We start from the raw sequence: 16898 nt of genomic DNA, 5'->3' as shown, positions 1-16898 counted from the left end.
CCCGCAGCCGCGCCGCCGTCAGCGCCGGTTGACGGCGGCGAGCACGGCCCGCACCGACGCGGTCAGCACCGAGGTGTCCCGCCCGGCGCCCCACCGCACGGCCCCGCCGACGCGGCAGCGCACGTACGAGACCGCGTCGCTGCCGGTACCGGTGCCCGCGGTGTGCTCGGAGTAGTCGAGGACGTCCACCTCGGTCCCGGCGCCCGCGAGCGCCGCCGCCAGCGCGGCCAGCGGCCCGTTGCCCCGGCCGTCCAGCTTGGCCTCCGTGCCGTCCGCGGTGTCGCGCAGCACACCGGTGAAGACATGGACGCCGGGCGCCTCCTCCGCGGTACGCCACTCGCCGAGCGCCAGCGGGCCGTCGGCCGGGGACAGGTACTCGTCCGCGAACAGCTCGCCGAGCCGCTCGGCGGTGACCTCCGCGCCGCTGTCGTCGGCGGCGTGCTGCACGACCCGGGAGAACTCCGCACGCAACGGCGCGGGCAGCTCCAGGCCGTGCCGGGTGGCCAGCAGGTAGCCGATGCCGCCCTTGCCGGACTGGCTGTTGACCCGGATGACCGCCTCGTAGTCGCGGCCGATGTCCGCCGGGTCGATGGGCAGGTACGGCACCTCCCAGGGCGCCTCCCCGACCGGGACGCCCAGCTCGGCGGCGCGGCGCGCGTGGTGGTCGAAGCCCTTCTTGACGGCATCCTGGTGGGTGCCGGAGTAAGCGGTGTGCACCAGGTCGCCGACGTAGGGGTGCCGGCCGGGCACGGGCAGCCGGTTGCAGTGCTCGACGGTGCGGCGGACCGCGTCGATGTCGGAGAAGTCGATCATCGGGTCGACGCCCTGCGTGTGCAGGTTGAGCGCCAGGGTCACCAGATCCACGTTCCCGGTGCGCTCGCCGTTGCCGAACAGGCAGCCCTCGACGCGCTGCGCGCCCGCCAGCACCGCGAGTTCGGCGCACGCGACACCCGTGCCGCGGTCGTTGTGCGGGTGCACCGACAGGATCACCGCGTCCCTGCGCTCCAGATGGCGGTGCATGTACTCGATCTGGTCGGCGTAGACGTCGGGCGTGGCGATCTCCACGGTGGCCGGCAGATTGTGCACCACGGGCCGCTCCGGGCTCGCGTCCCACAGCGCGGTCAGGCCGTTGCAGACCTCCAGGACGTAGTCCGGCTCGGTCAGGTTGAAGACCTCGGGCGAGAACTGGAAGCGCACGCCGGGCTGCGCCTCGCCGAGCCGGGCCATCTGCCCCGCCGCCGCCTCGATCATCCCCCGCAGCTCCTGCCGCCCCCGCCCGATGACCACGTCCCGCCAGGTGGGCGCGGTCGCGGTGTAGAGGTGGACGACGGTACGCGGCAGGCCGCGGATCGACGCGAAGGTGGCCTCGATCAGGTCGGCGCGGGCGGCGGTGAAGACCACCACGGTCACGTCGCCGGGCACCGCGCCCGACTCGGCCAGGTGGCGGACGAAGTCGAAGTCGGTACGGCTGGCCGAGGGGTAGCCGACCTCGATCTCCTTGTAGCCCATGGTGACCATCAGGTCGAACATCCGCCGCTTGCGCGCCGGGTCCATGGGCTCGGCCAGCGCCTGGTTCCCGTCGCGCAGATCGACCGGCACCCACAGCGGGGCACGCTCCGTCCGCCGGCCAGGCCACTGCCGGTCGGCCATCGCGGGGATCTCCACCCGCCGGTGTGCGGGCCGGTAGCGGTACGAGGGCATCGCGCTGCCCCGCTGCGGATTCCACCAGGGCGCGCCCTGCGGTACGGGGCCGTCGGGGGTGCGCAGCCCGCCCGTGCTGTCCGGGATGAGCGTCATAACCGTGATACGTCCTTCGCTGGTCGGCGTGCCGGAAGACCGGCAGCACCGAACCCCGCGGCGGGGTGCCGGTCGCGTCAGGCCCCGCCGCGGCATCCGAGAAGGAGGCCCCGCTGCGTCATGGCGGGTAGACTAACCTTGAACAACTCCTCAGACAACCTGAGAGGTGAGGCGGTATGCCGCTCGGCTCGCTACGGCCCAGCCCGCTGGTGGAACAGGCCACGGAGCATCTGCGCGAGCAGATCGTGAGCGGGCAGTGGCCGGTGGGCACCCGGCTGCCCGGCGAGACGGCGCTCGCGGCGCAGCTCGGCGTCGGGCGCTCGACCGTCCGCGAGGCCGTGCGCGCGCTCGCCGGCGCGGGCCTGGTCAAGTCCCGGCAGGGCGCCGGGGTGTTCGTCATCTCCGCCGAGCCCGACGAGGACTTCGGTACGAGGCTGCGGCGGTCGGCGGTCGCCGACGTCTACGAGGTACGGGCCATGGTCGAGGTCCAGGCCGCGCGGCTCGCCGCGGAGCGGCGCACCGAGGCGGATCTGGCCGGTCTGGACGCCGCGCTCGCAGCCCGCCGCGAAGCCGCGGGGCGCGGCGCGGCCGCTTTCGTCGCGGCGGACATCGCACTCCACGCGGGCGTCGTCGCGGCGGCCCGCAATCCCGTCCTGACGGACCTCTTCGCCGAGTTCGCCCCCGTCCTCCACGAGGGCCTCACCGACCTGGTCGACCTCCTCGACCTCCCCCCGGGCGACGGCGACGCCTCCCACGCGGCCCTCGTCGCCGCGATCGCCTCCGGCGACGCCCCCACCGCAGCCCACATCCTCGAGGCCGAATTGGCCTCGACCCTGGCGCTGCTGCGCCCGGCCACCTGACCCCGCCGGGGGTTCCCGCGCCTGCGGCGCGGGGTGACTCCCACCCCACCATCCGTGCAGGTGGGACGCCGGCTGACGGCCCCCTGCGGGGGTGCACCGCCGCCGGGGGCAACCCGCAGTCCCCGAAAACAGCACCCCCACCGGCAGTCAGCCGCCGACGAGACGCCGGGAGGGGGACGATGCGCCCACCCACCCCCGCCCCCCCACCGGCGGGCAGCCGCCGACGAGACCTCGGGAGGGGGACGATCCGGGGGTGCCCCCGCAGGAATGCGCTTCCCAGCCCCTCACCAACTCCGGATGAGGGCGAACGCGCATTCCGAGGAGGTACCCCCGGAGTGGCCCCCGACCCCACCCACCGAAGCAGAAGCGCGATGCCCCGCCGGGCAACACCCAGCGGCGCGAGCCTGCATCCGATGTGCGGCCGACGCCGCGTAGGCGCGAGCAACCCCCCACCCACGGAAGGTCGCGCGGGCCACCGCAACAGGCACCCCCGGAGCGCAAACCCTCGCGGTGGGACCCCAAACGCGGGGCCCCACCGCGAGGTGGTTGCTCAGTCCTTCAGGAGGGAGAAGTTGCTCGTGGTCGTCGCACCCTTGGTGATGCGCAGCGTCGTCGTCGTCGGCTGGAAGCCGTCCTTCGCGACGATCAACTGCAAGGGGTTGTTGCGCACGTCGAGCCAGAGCGCGTAAGTGCCCTCCTTCGTGGTCTTGAGGGTGTAGTGGGTGGCCCAGGTGTTGATCTGGACGGTCGCGCCGGCCAGCGGCGCACCGCCGGAACTCACCGTGCCGGTGATCTTGCCCCACGTCGCCGGGGGGTTGACGGTGAAGCTCACGCCGACCGCCGGCACGGCGTACGGCGTGTCGGTCGCGACCCCCAACGAAGCGGTGAGCGTCCCGGGCTGGGTGATCTCCGGCACGGACGCGTCCAGACCGAGGGTCACCGTGGCGCTGGCGCCCGGGTCGAGCGTGAGCGTCGTCGCGCTCTCGGTCAGCCAGTCGACGTCCGCGCTGTCGACCTGGTCGTAGCCGGGCAGCACCTCCGCGGACTTCGCGGGCACCTGGCCCGCGAGCCCGCCGACGGCGTAGAAGCCGGTGCTGCCGCCGCCGCGGTAGAGCGAGGCGGTGGCGTTCGGCAGCGCCGTCCAGGTGTTGTCGTTGGGCTGGTAGGCCCAGGCCTGGTTGGTGAGCGCGCTGCTGCCGTCGACGGCACCGCCCTTGATGAGCAGCAGGCCGTTGGCGGCGGTGTACGCCGTGCCCCACGCGTCGGTGGGCTGGTCGGCGATCGGCGACCAGGAGTCGGCCGCCGGGTCGTAGACGTACGCGTGCGTGATCTCGCCTGCGTCGGTGGTGCCGCCGGAGCAGTAGAGCTTGCCGCCGACGCCGCCGCAGGCCTCCCAGGCCACCGGCTCGGGGTAGGCCGCGAGCTGCGTCCAGGTGTTGGACGCCGCGTCGTACGCGGTCACGGAAGTGACGCCGCACGCGGTGCCGGTGCAGCCGCCGACCGAGTAGAGCTTGCCGCCGAGGACCGCGCTGCCCGCGCCGGCGTACGGCTTGGGCGAACTGGCGCCGGTGCTCCAGGTGTTGGCGGCGGGGTCGTAGATCTCCAGCTTGGCGTCCGGGTCGCCGTCGGCGCCCCAGCCGCCCACCGCGTAGAGCTTGTCGCCGATCACGCCGTGCGCCGGGGCCTCACGGGTGTCGGCGGCGGAGGCCAGCTTCGTCCAGGCGCCGCTGTCCGCGCTGTACGCGTACAGGTCGCTGGTGTCCGCAACGCCGGTGTAGCCGTACGCGGAGTAGACGGTCCCGTTGTACGTGAAGACCGCGTTGTCGCCCGTGGTGACGGGCAGGTCGGGCAGGGCGTTCCAGGCGTCGCCGGCCGCGGGGTCCACCGCGGGCTTGACGGCCTTGGCACCCGCCGCGTGCTGCGCGGCGAGCGAGTGCGGCGAGTAGCTGCCCTTGACGAGGTTGAGCGGCGCGCCCGCCTTCTGGGCGGTGAAGCCGCCGGGGTTCTCGCCGAGCTTGACGGTGGCCGGCGCGGTGCCGGTGTTCTTGACGGTGACGACCTGGGAGGTGCTCTTGCCCCAGGCGACGGTCTTGTCCACCGAGGCGGGAGTGACCTTGATGCGGCCCGCCTTGAGCGAGAGGTCACGCTGCACGGCGCCGTCGGCCGGCACGGTCGCGGCGGCCGTGGCGGTGGTGTAGTGCGACGCGGCCGCGCTCACCGCGTGCTTGCCGGTGACGTGGGAGAAGAACCAGTAGAAGCCGTCGCCGAGGTTGGGGTCGTTCGGCGTGGCGACCGTGGTCGCGTGGTCGGCGGGGTTGTCGGTGCTGGTGACGGTGGCGCCGGAGACGCCGTCCTTGGTGTTGGCGTCCTTGACGTTGCCGACGACGAGGCCGCCGGGCACCGGGTCGAAGGAGCGCTTGCCGACGAAGACGTTGTCGACCTGCCACCAGTAGGCCCAGGTGCCGGTGTAGTGGAAGCGCAGCCGGACGTCGCTCTTGCCCGCGTAGGCGCTCAGCGGGATCTCGATGTGCTTGCCGGACACCGACGCGGTGGTCTGCTTCCACACGCTGGTCCAGGTGGTGCCGCCGTCCGCGGAGACGTCCACGCTCGCGGTGGAGCTGCTGTACTCGCGGTAGTCGGTGTCGAAGGCGAGCAGCGGGTCGGCGTTGCCGCTCAGGTCGTACGACGGCGAGAGCAGCGAGGTGTCCTGGTGCAGGCCCTGGCCGAGGTCGTCGCTGTCGACGATCGCGAAGGCACCGCTGCCGCCGGTGCGGTTGCCGCGCTTGCCGGGGTCGTCGAAGGTCCAGCCGCCGGTGGTGCCGTCGGCGTTGGCGACGCTCCAGCCGTCGGGGGCGGCGGTGGTCGACGTGAAGGGCTCGGTGGCGCCGTTCAGGTGGACGGTGTAGCCGGGCGCGTCGGTCGACGAACTCTCCACCGGCACCGCGACGTTGACCGACTGGTCGGCCTCGCCGACCGTGACGGTCTTGTCGACCGGCCGGTAGCCGGGGTAATTGGAGGTCACGTGCAGGGTGTACGTGGTGTCCTGCGGGAGCGTCAGGGAGTACGAGCCGGTGGCGGGGTCGGTGTAGACCGCGCTGCCGGGCACGCCCTGGGCGGTGATGGCGGCGTACAGCGGCCAGCCGTGGCCGGAGCCGTCCGTGACGCGGCCGGTGACGGTGCGGGTCGGCACCGCGTCGAGTGCGAACGACTCGGTGACGGTGCCGCCGTCGGCGACCTCGACGCCCGCGGCGCTGCCGCTCCGGTAGCCGTATGCGGCGGCCGTCACGTCGTACGTGCCGGGTGCGACGTCCAGCTTGTAGGTGCCGTCCGCGGCGGTGGTGGCCGCCGCGTCGCCCACCGTGACCTTGGCGCCGGCCAGCGGTGCGCCGGTGGCGTGGTCGGTGACGGTGCCGGACACGATGCCGTGCGGGCCGCTGGAGAAGGCGGCCAGGCCGTTGGGCGTGCCGAGACCCGTCGGTCCGTCGTAGCCGGGCCCGGCCGTGCACAGCGCGGCCGGGGTGCAGGAGCCGTTGTCGCCCTCGGTCACGTCGTTGAGCGCGCTCGGGTGGGCGTACGGGTAGGAGTTCGGGTACGTGTCGGCGCCGGGGGTGCCGGCCGCCGCGTACACGCCCGCGATGAGCGGGGAGGAGGCGCTGGTGCCGCCGTAGACCGCCCAGCCGCCGCCGCCGTAGGTCTGGTAGACCGAGACGCCGGTCACCGGGTCGGCGACCGCCGCGACGTCGGCCACCGACCGCTTGTCGCACGCGGTGTCGGTCTGGAAGGCCGGCTTGGGCTCGTACAGCGAGCAGCCGGAACCCGGGCCGCCGTACGCGTTGTTCCACACCGACTCGCTCCAGCCGCGCGCGCTGCCCGCGTCCACGGTCAGCGAGGTGCCGCCGACCGACGTGACGTACTGGGAGGACGCCGGGTAGCTGACGCCGTATCCGTCGTCACCGCTGGAGGCGACGACCGCGACACCCGGGTGGTTGTAGTACGGGTCCAGGTCGGTGTTCTCCGACGGGTCCTCGCCGCTGCCGGGCGTGGTGTCGTAGCCGGTGCCGTAGGAGTTGGAGACGTACTTGGCGCCGAGCGCGACCGCGGTGTCCACCGAGGCGCCCAGGTCGTCGACGTAGGAGGAGTCGGCCTCGACGAGCAGGATGTGGGCCAGCGGCGCGGCCGCGGACACCATGTCCAGGTCGAGGCTGATCTCGCCGGCCCAGCCGGGGTCGGCCTCCGGCAGGTCGTCGCCGCCGCGCTGGCTCACCTTGGCGAAGCAGCCGTTGTCGGTGGTGCAGGGCGGCAGCCCGTACTGCGCGCGGTAGACCGCGAGGTCGGCCTCCGCGGTCGGGTCGTCGTAGGCGTCGACGATGGCGACGGTCCGGCCCGCGCCGCCGTCGGCCGGGAGCGCGTACGCGCTGCGCAGGTCGGTGGCGCCGAATCCGGACGGGGTGGCGGCGTGCGGCTGGACGCCGGTCTTTGCGGCGACGTCGGTCCGGCGCAGCGCGAGGCACGCGGCGTGTCCGGGCTCGGGGGTGTCGCACTGCCGCACGACGTCCGGCTTCTGCGCGGGGGCCGCAGCGGCCGGGGCCGCGACGGGTATCTGCAGGCCGACGACCGCGAGGGCGGCCGTCGCGAGGGATGCCACCACACCTGCGGTGCGGCGGCTGCGTCTGGGAACGGGTATGCGCAAGGGGGGTCTCCCTGGGGCGGGTGGGACCTCACGCGGCGGGGTACGTCGCGGGGGCCACGGCCGTTCGGACCGCTGGCGTATACATGTGCCTCAGGTGCACCAAGGATTCGTCAAACGGTTGACGAATACCTGACACCGGATGCTCCGCTGTGCGGAGTCGCTTTCCCGTCATCCGGACGGACGCCGTACGTTTCCCTCCGTCCGGCCCTCCGACTGCCCCTCCGGAAGATCGTCCAACCAGCCGTTTCTGGCCGCGTGCCACACCAGCTGGACGCGGTTGTCGACGCCCGCCTCGCGCTGCATCGCGGCCACATGGCGCTGGACGGTCCGCACCGCCACCCCCAGCGAGCGGGCCATCGCCGCGTCCGTGCTGCCGCTCACCAGCATCCCCAGGACCCGTAGCCGCAGGGCGCTGCGCGGCTGCTGGACATCCGGACGGCGGCCCAGCGGGACGCTGCCGGCCCACACCGCGTCGAACAGCGCGGTCAGCGCGGCCAGCAGCGGGCCGGCGAGCACCACCAGCATCACCGGGTCCGCGGCGTCGCCAAGCGCGTCGCCGGGCGGTGGCAGCAGGGCGACCTCGGCGTCCGCGATCTCCAGGCGGGCCGGCAGCCGGCCGGTGACCCGGCCCGCCGTCAGCGGATCGCCCGGCGGCCCGAACGCGCCCGCCGCCTCCAGGCCCGCCCGCTCGAACACCACCCGCCGCCTGACCCCGGCCGGCGCCGCCCCGCGCGGCGCGGCCGCCGCACCGGGCACGAAGGAGGTGATCTCCCGCGCCGCCGCGCCCTGGACCTCCGCGACCCGCCGCGCGATGGCCGCGCGGCCCGCGACGACCTGCACGGCCTCGTCGGCCCGGTGCCCCTCGTGGACGCGCTGGTACTCCGCGTCCAGCCGGTCGAGCAACTCCCGTCCCAGCCGCAGCTGTTCCTGCGCGTGCGACAGCAGCGGGCGGAAGCCGGCGTGCGGTGGTACTGGGTACCACCGCCCGTCGCGGCCCCGGCGGGCCAGGCCGCGGGCCGCCAGCTCCCCGCAGGCCGCCTGGCCGCGGTCCGCCGACACCGCCATCTGGCGGGCGAGTTCGCCTGCGGCGACGCCCCGCGTCGACACCAGCAGGGAATACGCCCGGTCCGCGTCCTGGCTCAACCCCAGGGCCTCAAACGGACGTTCGGTCATGGGGCCGCACAATAGCCTGCCGACGGGTTTGACGCCTTGATTACCTTGCCGGACTTGACACTTGGCCTGCGACCCGCCGGGGTGCCCCGCCCGGTGGCGCCCCGGGGCCTTCTCCCGGTGGGTGGTTGCACAGCCCACCGCGAGCGGCACCCCGGAGCGGCACCGGGCACAGGCACCGCGCGGGGCTCAACTCAGCGCAGCGACCTCCGCGGCTACCGCGGCCTCGTGGGCGCGGGCGTCTTCGCGGGCGCGGCGGGGGCTCCAGCGGCCGGACATCAGGAAGACGAAGGGCAGGAAGAGCACCTGGCCGCCGACGCAGATCCACCACCAGGTACGCCACTGGCCGGGGCCGTCGTGCGCGGCCTTCCGGACCTTCGTGCCGTACTCCTGGAGCACCGCCAGCTGCGGCTGGGCCTTCTGGACGACGGCGAGGCCGGCCGGTCCGACCTCCTGCACCGCGCGGGCGGTGACGTCCGCGGGCGCCTTGCCCGGCGGGTACTTGCCGAGTTCGGCGAAGATCTCCGGGTGCGCGGAGACGACGGCCAGCGCCGGCGCGCCCTGCGCCTGCGCCGCCGTCACCTGCGGTCCGTGCTCGACGAGCGGCGTGACGGAGGTGACCAGCACCGGGATGAGAGCGGAGGAGACTGCGACGACGACCCGTACCGTCCACCCCCACACGGCGAGCCCGGTGGCCGTCGCCGCCGGGTTGTGCTTCTCGACGGTCTCGGTGAAGCCCGCCATCCACGGGCCGTAGGCCACCCCGCTGAAGACGCCGATGCCGACGAAGAGCCAGGCGAAGGTGTAGTAGCCGGTCTCCGGGTGGGTGGCCCGGGTGGCGAAGACCGCCGTCACGACGATCGAGCCGACCGCCCCGGCCACCATGAACGGCTTGCGCACCTTCAGCCTGTCCGACAGCAGCCCGACGACGACCAGCGCGATCGCGTTCGCGGCCCAGTACCAGTTGGCGACGGCGTTGGCGCGCTGCTCGCTGTAGCCGTAGGTGGTGGCGAAGTAGACGACGAAGTTGCCGACCGCCGCGAAGTACAGCAGCAGGAAGAGCGCGATGCCGAGCGCCGGTCCCGCGACGGCCGGGCGCAGCATCTGCCGCCACTGGCCGCCGCGGGCGAGCGCGTCGGGGGCGATGCCCCTGGCGCGGGCCTCGACGAGGGTACGGTCGCGCAGCGAGACCATGATCTGGTCGCGCAGCGCCGGGGAGAGCTCGCGCAGGCCCACGATCGCGACGACGAAGACGACCAGCCCGGCGACCGCGGAGTAGCGCAGCTCGTCCTGCCAGCTGGAGGTGTCCAGCGTCCGGCTGGTGACGGTGGTGACGACGAGGCTGCCGACGACCGGGCCCATCGTCCACGCGCCCATCGCGGTGGCCCGTCCGAGCTGCGGTGAGAAGTCCCGGATCAGCGCCGGGGTGGCGACCAGGACGATGCCCTCGATGACGCTGACGAGCGCGAAGAGCACCAGGTAGGTGGTCTTGCTCCCGGCGTTGGGCAGCCCGAGGAAGACCAGGAGCGAGGCCACGAGCAGCCCGTGGACGACCATGTTGGCGCGTCCCCAGCGGTCGGCGAGCCCGGCGACGAGCGAGGCGAAGGCGCCCGCGGCGTTGCCGATCACCGAGACCCACACGAAGTAGCGGTAGCTCATGTCGAAGTGCGTGATGATCGACGTCGCCACGGCGTACTGGATGTAGAGCATGTAGTAGAGCACGACGGTGGTGACCACCACGATGGCCAGGTACACCATGCGGGGCGCGGTCGACGGGTACGCGGCCAGGTCGCGGCGGTGGAGCCGGCCGAGGAGCGTGCGGGGGCGGGGGTCCGCGGGCTGCGGCCCGGGTCTGTCGGCGTCGGACGGTGTCGGGGTGGCGGACATGCGGCTCCTCCAGGGGATGCGGAAACCGGCGGTGCAGTGACGGAGTGTGGGCAGAGGTTAGTACCGACCGGTCGGTATGCCTAGAGGTCTGCACGGGTCCGCCGCCCCGCCACGCCACCGCGCCGGGCGCGGGCCGCAAACGGCCGCCGGCGGGCCCCCACTACGGGGACCCGCCGGCGGTATCCCGCCCGGAGGCGGTGCGTCAGCGCCGCGCTAGCTCGCGGTGCAGCTCAGCGCCGGGGAGCCGACCGAGCCGGAGGACGTGCCCTGGAGGCCGAAGCTCGTGGACGCCGCCGGGGCGATCGTGCCGTTGTAGCTGAGACTCTTCGCCGTGACCGCCGCGCCGGACTGCGTGATGGTGGCGCTCCAGCCGCTGGTCGCCTGCTGGTTGCCGGCCCACGTCCAGCCGACCGTCCAGCCGGAGGTGGCCGCGGAGCCGGAGTTGGTCACGGTGACGGTGGCGGTGAAGCCGGTGTCCCACTGGTTGTCGACGTGCAGCGTGGCGGTGCAGCCCTTGTTGGTGCTGCCACCGGTGGTGCCGCTGCTCGTACCGGTCGAGGTGCCGGTGGACGTGCCCGTGCTCGTACCGGTGCTCGTACCCGTCGAGGTACCGGTCGACGTGCCCGTGCTCGTACCCGTCGAGGTGCCGGTCGACGTGCCCGTGCTCGTACCCGTCGACGTACCGGTCGTCGTGCCCGAGGACGTACCGCCGTTCGTGCTGCCCGTGGAGCCGCCGAAGGTCGGGGCCTTGATGGAGGTCAGGTAGCCGTCCTTGACTGTGTCGACGGTCTGCCAGTCGTCCTTGAGGATGCCGCCGGTGTCACCGGAGTCGGGGTTCCACGACCAGAAGGTCCAGCTGAAGCTGTCGCCGCCGTTGCCCGAGGTGGGCTTCATGTAGCTGACCAGCGCCTTGAGCCACTGCTGGTCGACGGTCGACTGCAGCGTGGTGCCGAACTCGCCGACCCACACCGGGGCGATGTTCTGCTCGAAGAGGTAGCCCCAGTACTTCGACCACACGGCGGGCATGTTGGCCGGGAAGGTCGGGTCGGTGAACCAGGTCTGCTGGGCGACGCTGGTGGCGTAGTCGTGGGCCGAGTAGACGACGCGGTTGGCGACGCTCAGCTGGACCGGGTACTGCCCGGCGCCCATCAGGTTGCCGCCCCACCAGCCGGACACGCCGTTGAAGGTCTGGATGCCCTCGACGAAGATCAGCAGGTTGGGGTTGACGCCCAGGATCGCGTTGCCCGCGCGCTGGGCGGCCAGCCGCCAGTCGATCGTGGTGTCGCCGCAGCCCCAGCAGGCCGGGTCGTGCGGCTCGTTGTGCAGGTCGATGCCGACGACCGCGGTGTTGTTCTGGTAGCGGGTCGCGAGCGCCTTGAGGTTGGTGATCCAGGTCGACTCGGGAACGGCGCTGGTGTACCAGAGCGCGGACTGCCCGCTGGAGTCCGGGCGGTGCCGGTCGAGGATGACCCGCAGGCCGACGGAGCCCGCGTAGTTCACGATCTTGTCCATGATCTGGAGCGGGCTGAGGCCCTGCAGGTCGGTGTTCATGTTGTAGAAAGTGATGCTGTTGGCGGCAGCGCCCGCCTTGAAGATGTCGTCGCTGTAGGGCAGCCGGATGGTGTTGTAGCCGAGCTGCTTCATCTGGTCGATCATGCTCTTGTAGTCGCGCGACCAGAGGCCGTGCACCACTTCGTTGCTCGTCTCGAAGCCGAACCAGTTGATGCCCGCGATGCGCACCGCCTGGTTGTTCGAGTCCAGGATCTGCCGGCCGCTGGTGTGCCAGTAGCCGCTGCCCGCGTCGGCGGCGGCCGCCGACGGCGCCGCGGCCGCGCTGGCGTGACTCTGCCCCGCGATGGACAGCAGGGCGAGCATCGCGGCGGCGACGGCCGCCGCGATCAGCACGCGCAGCCGCCGCAGGCTTCTCAGCGGACTCCGGACATCCGGATAGGGAACCACGGTGCGCTTCCTCTCGGTGGGGGGACGGAACGCTTCGGTTCGTGGCGTGTGGGGGTGCCGTGTCAGATGCTTCCAGCCATGGGAGCGCTCCCATTGGCTACAAGGTATGGAATCGACGCCACCCGACAGCCGTCAAGGGGTCGTACAGCCTTCACCTTCTGAACGCGGGGTGCCCGGCACCGTCCGGTGCGCCGCTCCGGCGCGTGAGATCGGCCGGTACGGGGCACTTCCGGTCCAGGATGGGGAGGTGTCGCCGGGCACGGGGCGGCACCCGACGGAACACCGTGCCGCAACCACGTCAGGAGCCGATCGCCATGCTGAACCCCGACGTCCGCCGGGTGCTCGACGGCACCGCCTTCGCCCACCTCGCCACCGTCCTGCCGGACGGCTCGCCGCACACCGTTCCGGTCTGGATCGGGACGCACGGCGACCGGATCGCCTTCCTCACCGGGCCGGACTCGCGCAAGGCCCGCAACCTGCGGCGGGACCCGCGGGTCGCGATCTCGCTGACGTCGCCGGACAACCCGTACGAGCCGGTGCTCGTCCGCGGCCGGGTCGTCGAGTGGCTGGACGGGGACGCGGGTTGGGCGGTCGTCGACGAGATCGCCGTGAAGTACACCGGCCGGCCGTACGCGCGGGATCAGGAGCGCGTCGCCGCCCTGATCGAGCCCGACCGGCAGAAAGTGGGGCTCTGAGGGGCACTGGGGTCGCTGGGGTCGCTGGGGTCGCTGGGGTCGCCGAGCGGCACGGGCGGCACCGGGCGGCGCCGGGCGCGGCTATGAGCGGCGGCGCGGAAATCGGGTGGGCGGGGAGCGGGCCACGGGTTAGGCTCGCCTAAGTGGCAAGGTCTCCGGCAGAGAGCGGGTTCCCATGGCAGAGCGACCGGCACGCAGGGCTCCGCGGGCACGGCACGCCACGGTGGTGCGCACCGGGCGGGTCACCCCGCGGATGGTGCGCGTGGTGCTGGCCGTCGATCCCGCCGACCGTCCCGACCTCGGCGCCTTCACCGACCACTACGTCAAGCTCGTCTTCCCGCCCGAGGGCGTGGAGTACCCGCGGCCGCTGGACATGGAGGCGGTGCGCCGCGACCTGCCGCGCGAGCAGTGGCCGCGGACCCGGACGTACACGGTACGGGCCTGGGACCCGGACGCCGGCGAGATGACCCTCGACTTCGTGCACCACGGCGACGAGGGCCTGGCCGGGCCGTGGGCGGCCGCCGCCCGGCCCGGCGACGGCATCGACTTCATGGGCCCCGGCGGAGCCTACGCGCCCGACCCGGCGGCCGACTGGCATCTGCTGGCGGGCGACGAGAGCGCGCTGCCGGCCATCGCGGCGGCCGTCGAGGCGCTGCCGCCGGGCGCGCCCGCGAAGGTCTTCGTGGAGGTGGCGGGCCCGGAGGAGGAGCAGAAGCTGGACGGCGCCGGATCCGGCGACGTCGAGGTGGTCTGGCTGCACCGCGGCGGGCGGCCGGTCGGCGAGGCACTGGTCGCCGCCGTGACCGGGACGGCGGTGCCCGCGGGCGACGTGCAGGTCTTCGTGCACGGCGAGGCGGGCCTCGTCAAGGAGCTGCGCCGCTTTGTCCGGCTGGAGCTGGGGGTGCCGCGCGAGCGGCTGTCGGTGTCCGGCTACTGGCGGCGCGGCGCGGACGAGGACGGCTGGCAGTCCTCCAAGCGGGAGTGGAACGCCGAGGTGGAGCGCGAGCAGGAGTCGGGCGGGCGGCCGTAGCGAGGCCCGCGGCGGACGAGGCCCGCGGCGGACGGGGCCCGCGGCGGACGGGGCACGGCGGACGGGCGCGTGCGGTCGGTCGACCGCCCGCGCCCGCGTGCCCGTGCGCCCGGCTCAGACCGAGCGCTGGTAGGAGCGGAAGGTGCGGGTGGAAAGCCACACCGCGGCCGCCGCGAGGGCGAGCAGCGCGCCGCCCCGGCCGAGCACGACGCTCCAGCGGGGATCCGCGGACATCGCCGAACGGCCCGCCACGAGGGCCCAGTTGACGGGGTTGAAGTCCGCGATGTGCCGCATCCAGGACGGCATCAGGCCGGGCGCCATGAAGGCCGAGGAGAGGAAGGTCAGCGGCAGCAGCAGGAAGGAGTTGATGCCGATGATGCTCTCGCGCTGCCGCACCAGCATGCCGATCGCGTTGGACGCGGCGCCGAAGACCGTGCCGAGCAGCACCGAGGCGGCCAGCAGCACCAGCAGTCCGGCCGCGCCGCCCGGGTAGTCGGCGCCGCCGAGCTTGCCGAGCAGCACGATCAGCACCGACTGCACCGCCGTACTGAGGCCCTGCTGCACGACGTTGGCGTTCATCAGCGCCGCCCGGCTGACCGGTGTGGTCAGGTAGCGGTTGAGCGTGCCGCGCTCGATCTCCTCCAACGTGCCCATGCCGGCCCACATGTTGGAGGACACCGCGCTCATCACGACGACACCGGGCACGAGGTAGTCGAGGTAGGACCCGCTGCCGAAGCCGGGCAGTTCGACGACCTTGCGGAAGAGGGAGCCGAACAGGAAGAGCCAGATGACCGGTTGGACGAGCGTGATGACCAGGACGACCGGCTGGCGCATGATCGCGGTGAGGTGGCGCCGCGTCATGTACCAGGTCTGGTAGGCGGTTTCGGTGCTCATGCGGCCTTCTCCTCCGTGTCCGTGCCCGTGCCCGCGCCTGCCGCGTCCTTGCCGGTCGCGCGGCCGTCCTTCCCGGCGTCGGCGTCCGCGAACCGCCGCCCGGCGTACCGCAGGTAGACGTCGTCGAGCGAGGGGCGGGCCACGGTGACGGATGCCACCGCCGCGCCCTGCTGCTCCAGCGCGGCCAGCACCTGCGGTACGGCGGCGGGCCCGTCGTCGGTGCGGGCGCTCAGCCGCCGCCCGTCGACGGCCACGTCGCGCACCGCGGTGAAGGCGCCGAGCGCGGTGGCCAGCAGCCGGGCGTCCACCTCGCCGGGCGCGTCGCGCAGCTCCACGTGGACGGCGTCGCCGTGCAGCTCGCCCTTGAGCTCGTCGGGGGTGCCCTCGGCGACGACGCGCCCGCGGTCGACGATCGCGACCCGCTCGGCGAGCCGGTCGGCCTCCTCCAGGTAGTGCGTGGTCAGCACGATGGTGAGGCCCTCGTCGCCGGCCAGCCGGGATATCTCCTCCCACATCGCGCCGCGCGCCTCCGGGTCCAGCCCGGTCGTCGGCTCGTCGAGGAAGAGCACGTGCGGCCGGTGGACGAGGCCGAGCGCCACGTCCAGCCGGCGCTGCATACCGCCGGAGTACGTCCGCACCTGGCGCCCGGCGGCGTCCGAGAGGCCGAAGCGGCCCAGCAGCTCGTCGGCGCGGCGGCCCACCTCCGGGCCGCGCATCCCGTACAACCGCCCCTGGAGCAGCAGGTTCTCCCGCCCGGTGGCGACCGGGTCGGCGCCGGACTTCTGGGCGACGACGCCGATCGCGCGCCGGACGCGGTCCGGGTGGCGCAGCGCGTCGTGCCCGGCGACCAGGGCGGTGCCGGAGTCGGGGCGGGCGAGCGTCGTGAGGATCTTGACGGTGGTGGACTTGCCGGCGCCGTTGGGGCCGAGCAGCCCGAAGACGGTGCCCGCGGCGACGGTGACGCCCATGCCGTCGAGGGCCGTCACCCCGCCGGGGTAGGTCTTGGTGAGCCCGGCCGCCTCGACGGCGGGCGCTGCGGTGGTCATGAGGGTGTGTCCTCCGGGTCGGGTGCGGTGGGGGGCGCTGCGGGCCGGGTGGCCGAGCCGGCGCGGGTGTCGGCATCTACGTCTGCGCCCGTCCCGGCCTCCGCCTCCGCGTCACGGAACTGCTCTTCGAAGCGCTGCCAGTCCTCCGGCAGGGAGCCCGTGTCGTGCCAGGCGCGCCACTCGTCCAGGCCGGACAGCCGGCCCTCGGCCACTTCGGCGAGCAGCTCGCGGATCCAGGCGGCCTCGGCCTCGCGCATACGGGCCTGGTACTCGGTCTCGATCAGGAACAGCCGCGGCAGCTCGGCCCCCAGCTTGGCCAGCACCCCGCGCAGCGCGGCGGCCTGCACCTCCTGCGCCCCGGCGCGTTCGGCCAGCAGCTCGGCGGCCTCGTCCGGGTGCAGGGCGCCGATCAGGGAGAGCGCGGCCTCGAAGCCGGGGTACTCCTGCGCGGGCACCGCGACGAGGTCGGCGAGCCAGTCGTGGGCCTCGGTGCGGCCCGCTTCGGTGAGGCCGTAGAGCGTCCGCTCGGGACGGTTGCCCTGCCGCTGGACACCGGCGACCTCGACGAAACCGTGCTTCTCCAGGTTCTGCACCACGGTGTAGAGGGAGCCGTAGTTGATCTTGATGCTGTGCTCCTTGCCGCGCTGCCGCAGCAGGCGGGCGATCTCGTACGGATGCATCGGCCGTTCGCCGAGAAACACCATGACCGCCAGGGCCAGCGGGTTGGACAGCTTGCGCCGTTTCGCCACCGCGTTCATCCCCCGTCATTGCTCGTTGTTCGCTGCTCTTCGCCGGTTGCTCGCTGCCGTATATCCGTTGCCGAACATATCGCGTCCACCCCTCGCGAGCAAGACGATGTATCGCGAATTT

General features: G+C 73.3%; 11 protein-coding genes. 3 read left to right on the top strand and 8 right to left on the bottom strand.

Annotated features, from left to right (window positions below; all coding sequences use genetic code 11):
• Positions 1-18 precede the first annotated feature (18 nt).
• The gene (locus IH54_RS0110460; protein ID WP_031515179.1) at positions 19-1797 is read right to left on the bottom strand and encodes a 2-isopropylmalate synthase; all 1779 of its coding nucleotides are present in this window, start codon (positions 1795-1797) and stop codon (positions 19-21) included.
• A 176-nt stretch (positions 1798-1973) separates the two neighbouring features.
• Here IH54_RS0110460 and IH54_RS0110455 point away from each other — a divergent pair, with 176 nt between their 5' ends.
• A complete protein-coding gene (locus IH54_RS0110455) occupies positions 1974-2657 on the top strand; it encodes a FadR/GntR family transcriptional regulator (protein ID WP_031515177.1) in 684 nt (227 codons plus the stop codon).
• Positions 2658-3207: 550 nt separating this feature from the next.
• On the opposite strand, the gene IH54_RS0110450 is transcribed toward IH54_RS0110455, so the two are convergent.
• From IH54_RS0110450 to IH54_RS0110435, 4 genes are all read right to left on the bottom strand, one after another.
• A complete protein-coding gene (locus IH54_RS0110450; protein WP_043180407.1) occupies positions 3208-7302 on the bottom strand; it encodes a carboxypeptidase regulatory-like domain-containing protein in 4095 nt (1364 codons plus the stop codon).
• Between the two features lie 213 nt (positions 7303-7515).
• A complete protein-coding gene (locus IH54_RS41500; protein ID WP_159011772.1) occupies positions 7516-8520 on the bottom strand; it encodes a helix-turn-helix transcriptional regulator in 1005 nt (334 codons plus the stop codon).
• 186 nt (positions 8521-8706) lie between these two features.
• Positions 8707-10404: an MFS transporter gene (locus IH54_RS0110440; RefSeq protein ID WP_031515171.1), complete on the bottom strand. Its 1698-nt coding sequence runs from the start codon at positions 10402-10404 to the stop codon at positions 8707-8709.
• A gap of 213 nt (positions 10405-10617) precedes the next feature.
• Entirely contained in the window at positions 10618-12279 is a 1662-nt protein-coding gene (locus IH54_RS0110435; protein WP_078862092.1) for a cellulase family glycosylhydrolase, read from the bottom strand.
• Between the two features lie 398 nt (positions 12280-12677).
• Here IH54_RS0110435 and IH54_RS0110430 point away from each other — a divergent pair, with 398 nt between their 5' ends.
• Together IH54_RS0110430 and IH54_RS0110425 are read left to right on the top strand one after the other, a co-directional pair.
• Complete coding sequence (locus tag IH54_RS0110430) at positions 12678-13058, top strand: PPOX class F420-dependent oxidoreductase (RefSeq protein ID WP_031515167.1); 381 nt, start codon at positions 12678-12680, stop codon at positions 13056-13058.
• A 175-nt stretch (positions 13059-13233) separates the two neighbouring features.
• Positions 13234-14088, top strand: a complete 855-nt coding sequence (locus IH54_RS0110425) for a siderophore-interacting protein (protein WP_031515165.1) — start codon at positions 13234-13236, stop codon at positions 14086-14088.
• A gap of 114 nt (positions 14089-14202) precedes the next feature.
• Here the strand turns inward: IH54_RS0110425 and IH54_RS0110420 are convergent, their stop codons facing one another.
• The 3 genes from IH54_RS0110420 to IH54_RS0110410 are packed head-to-tail and all read right to left on the bottom strand — an operon-like array spanning position 14203 to position 16786.
• Complete coding sequence (locus tag IH54_RS0110420; protein ID WP_031515163.1) at positions 14203-14982, bottom strand: ABC transporter permease; 780 nt, start codon at positions 14980-14982, stop codon at positions 14203-14205.
• A complete protein-coding gene (locus IH54_RS0110415; protein ID WP_031515161.1) occupies positions 14979-16028 on the bottom strand; it encodes a daunorubicin resistance protein DrrA family ABC transporter ATP-binding protein in 1050 nt (349 codons plus the stop codon). Before IH54_RS0110415 ends, IH54_RS0110420 begins: the two co-directional genes overlap by 4 nt.
• Positions 16025-16786, bottom strand: coding sequence for a PadR family transcriptional regulator (locus tag IH54_RS0110410; protein ID WP_078862080.1), 762 nt, complete (start codon positions 16784-16786; stop codon positions 16025-16027). Before IH54_RS0110410 ends, IH54_RS0110415 begins: the two co-directional genes overlap by 4 nt.
• Positions 16787-16898 lie beyond the last annotated feature (112 nt).

The sequence above is a fragment of the Streptomyces sp. NRRL F-5123 genome, from assembly GCF_000721495.1.
GTDB lineage: Bacteria > Actinomycetota > Actinomycetes > Streptomycetales > Streptomycetaceae > Actinacidiphila.
This window is presented reverse-complemented; position numbering and strand designations above follow the sequence as displayed.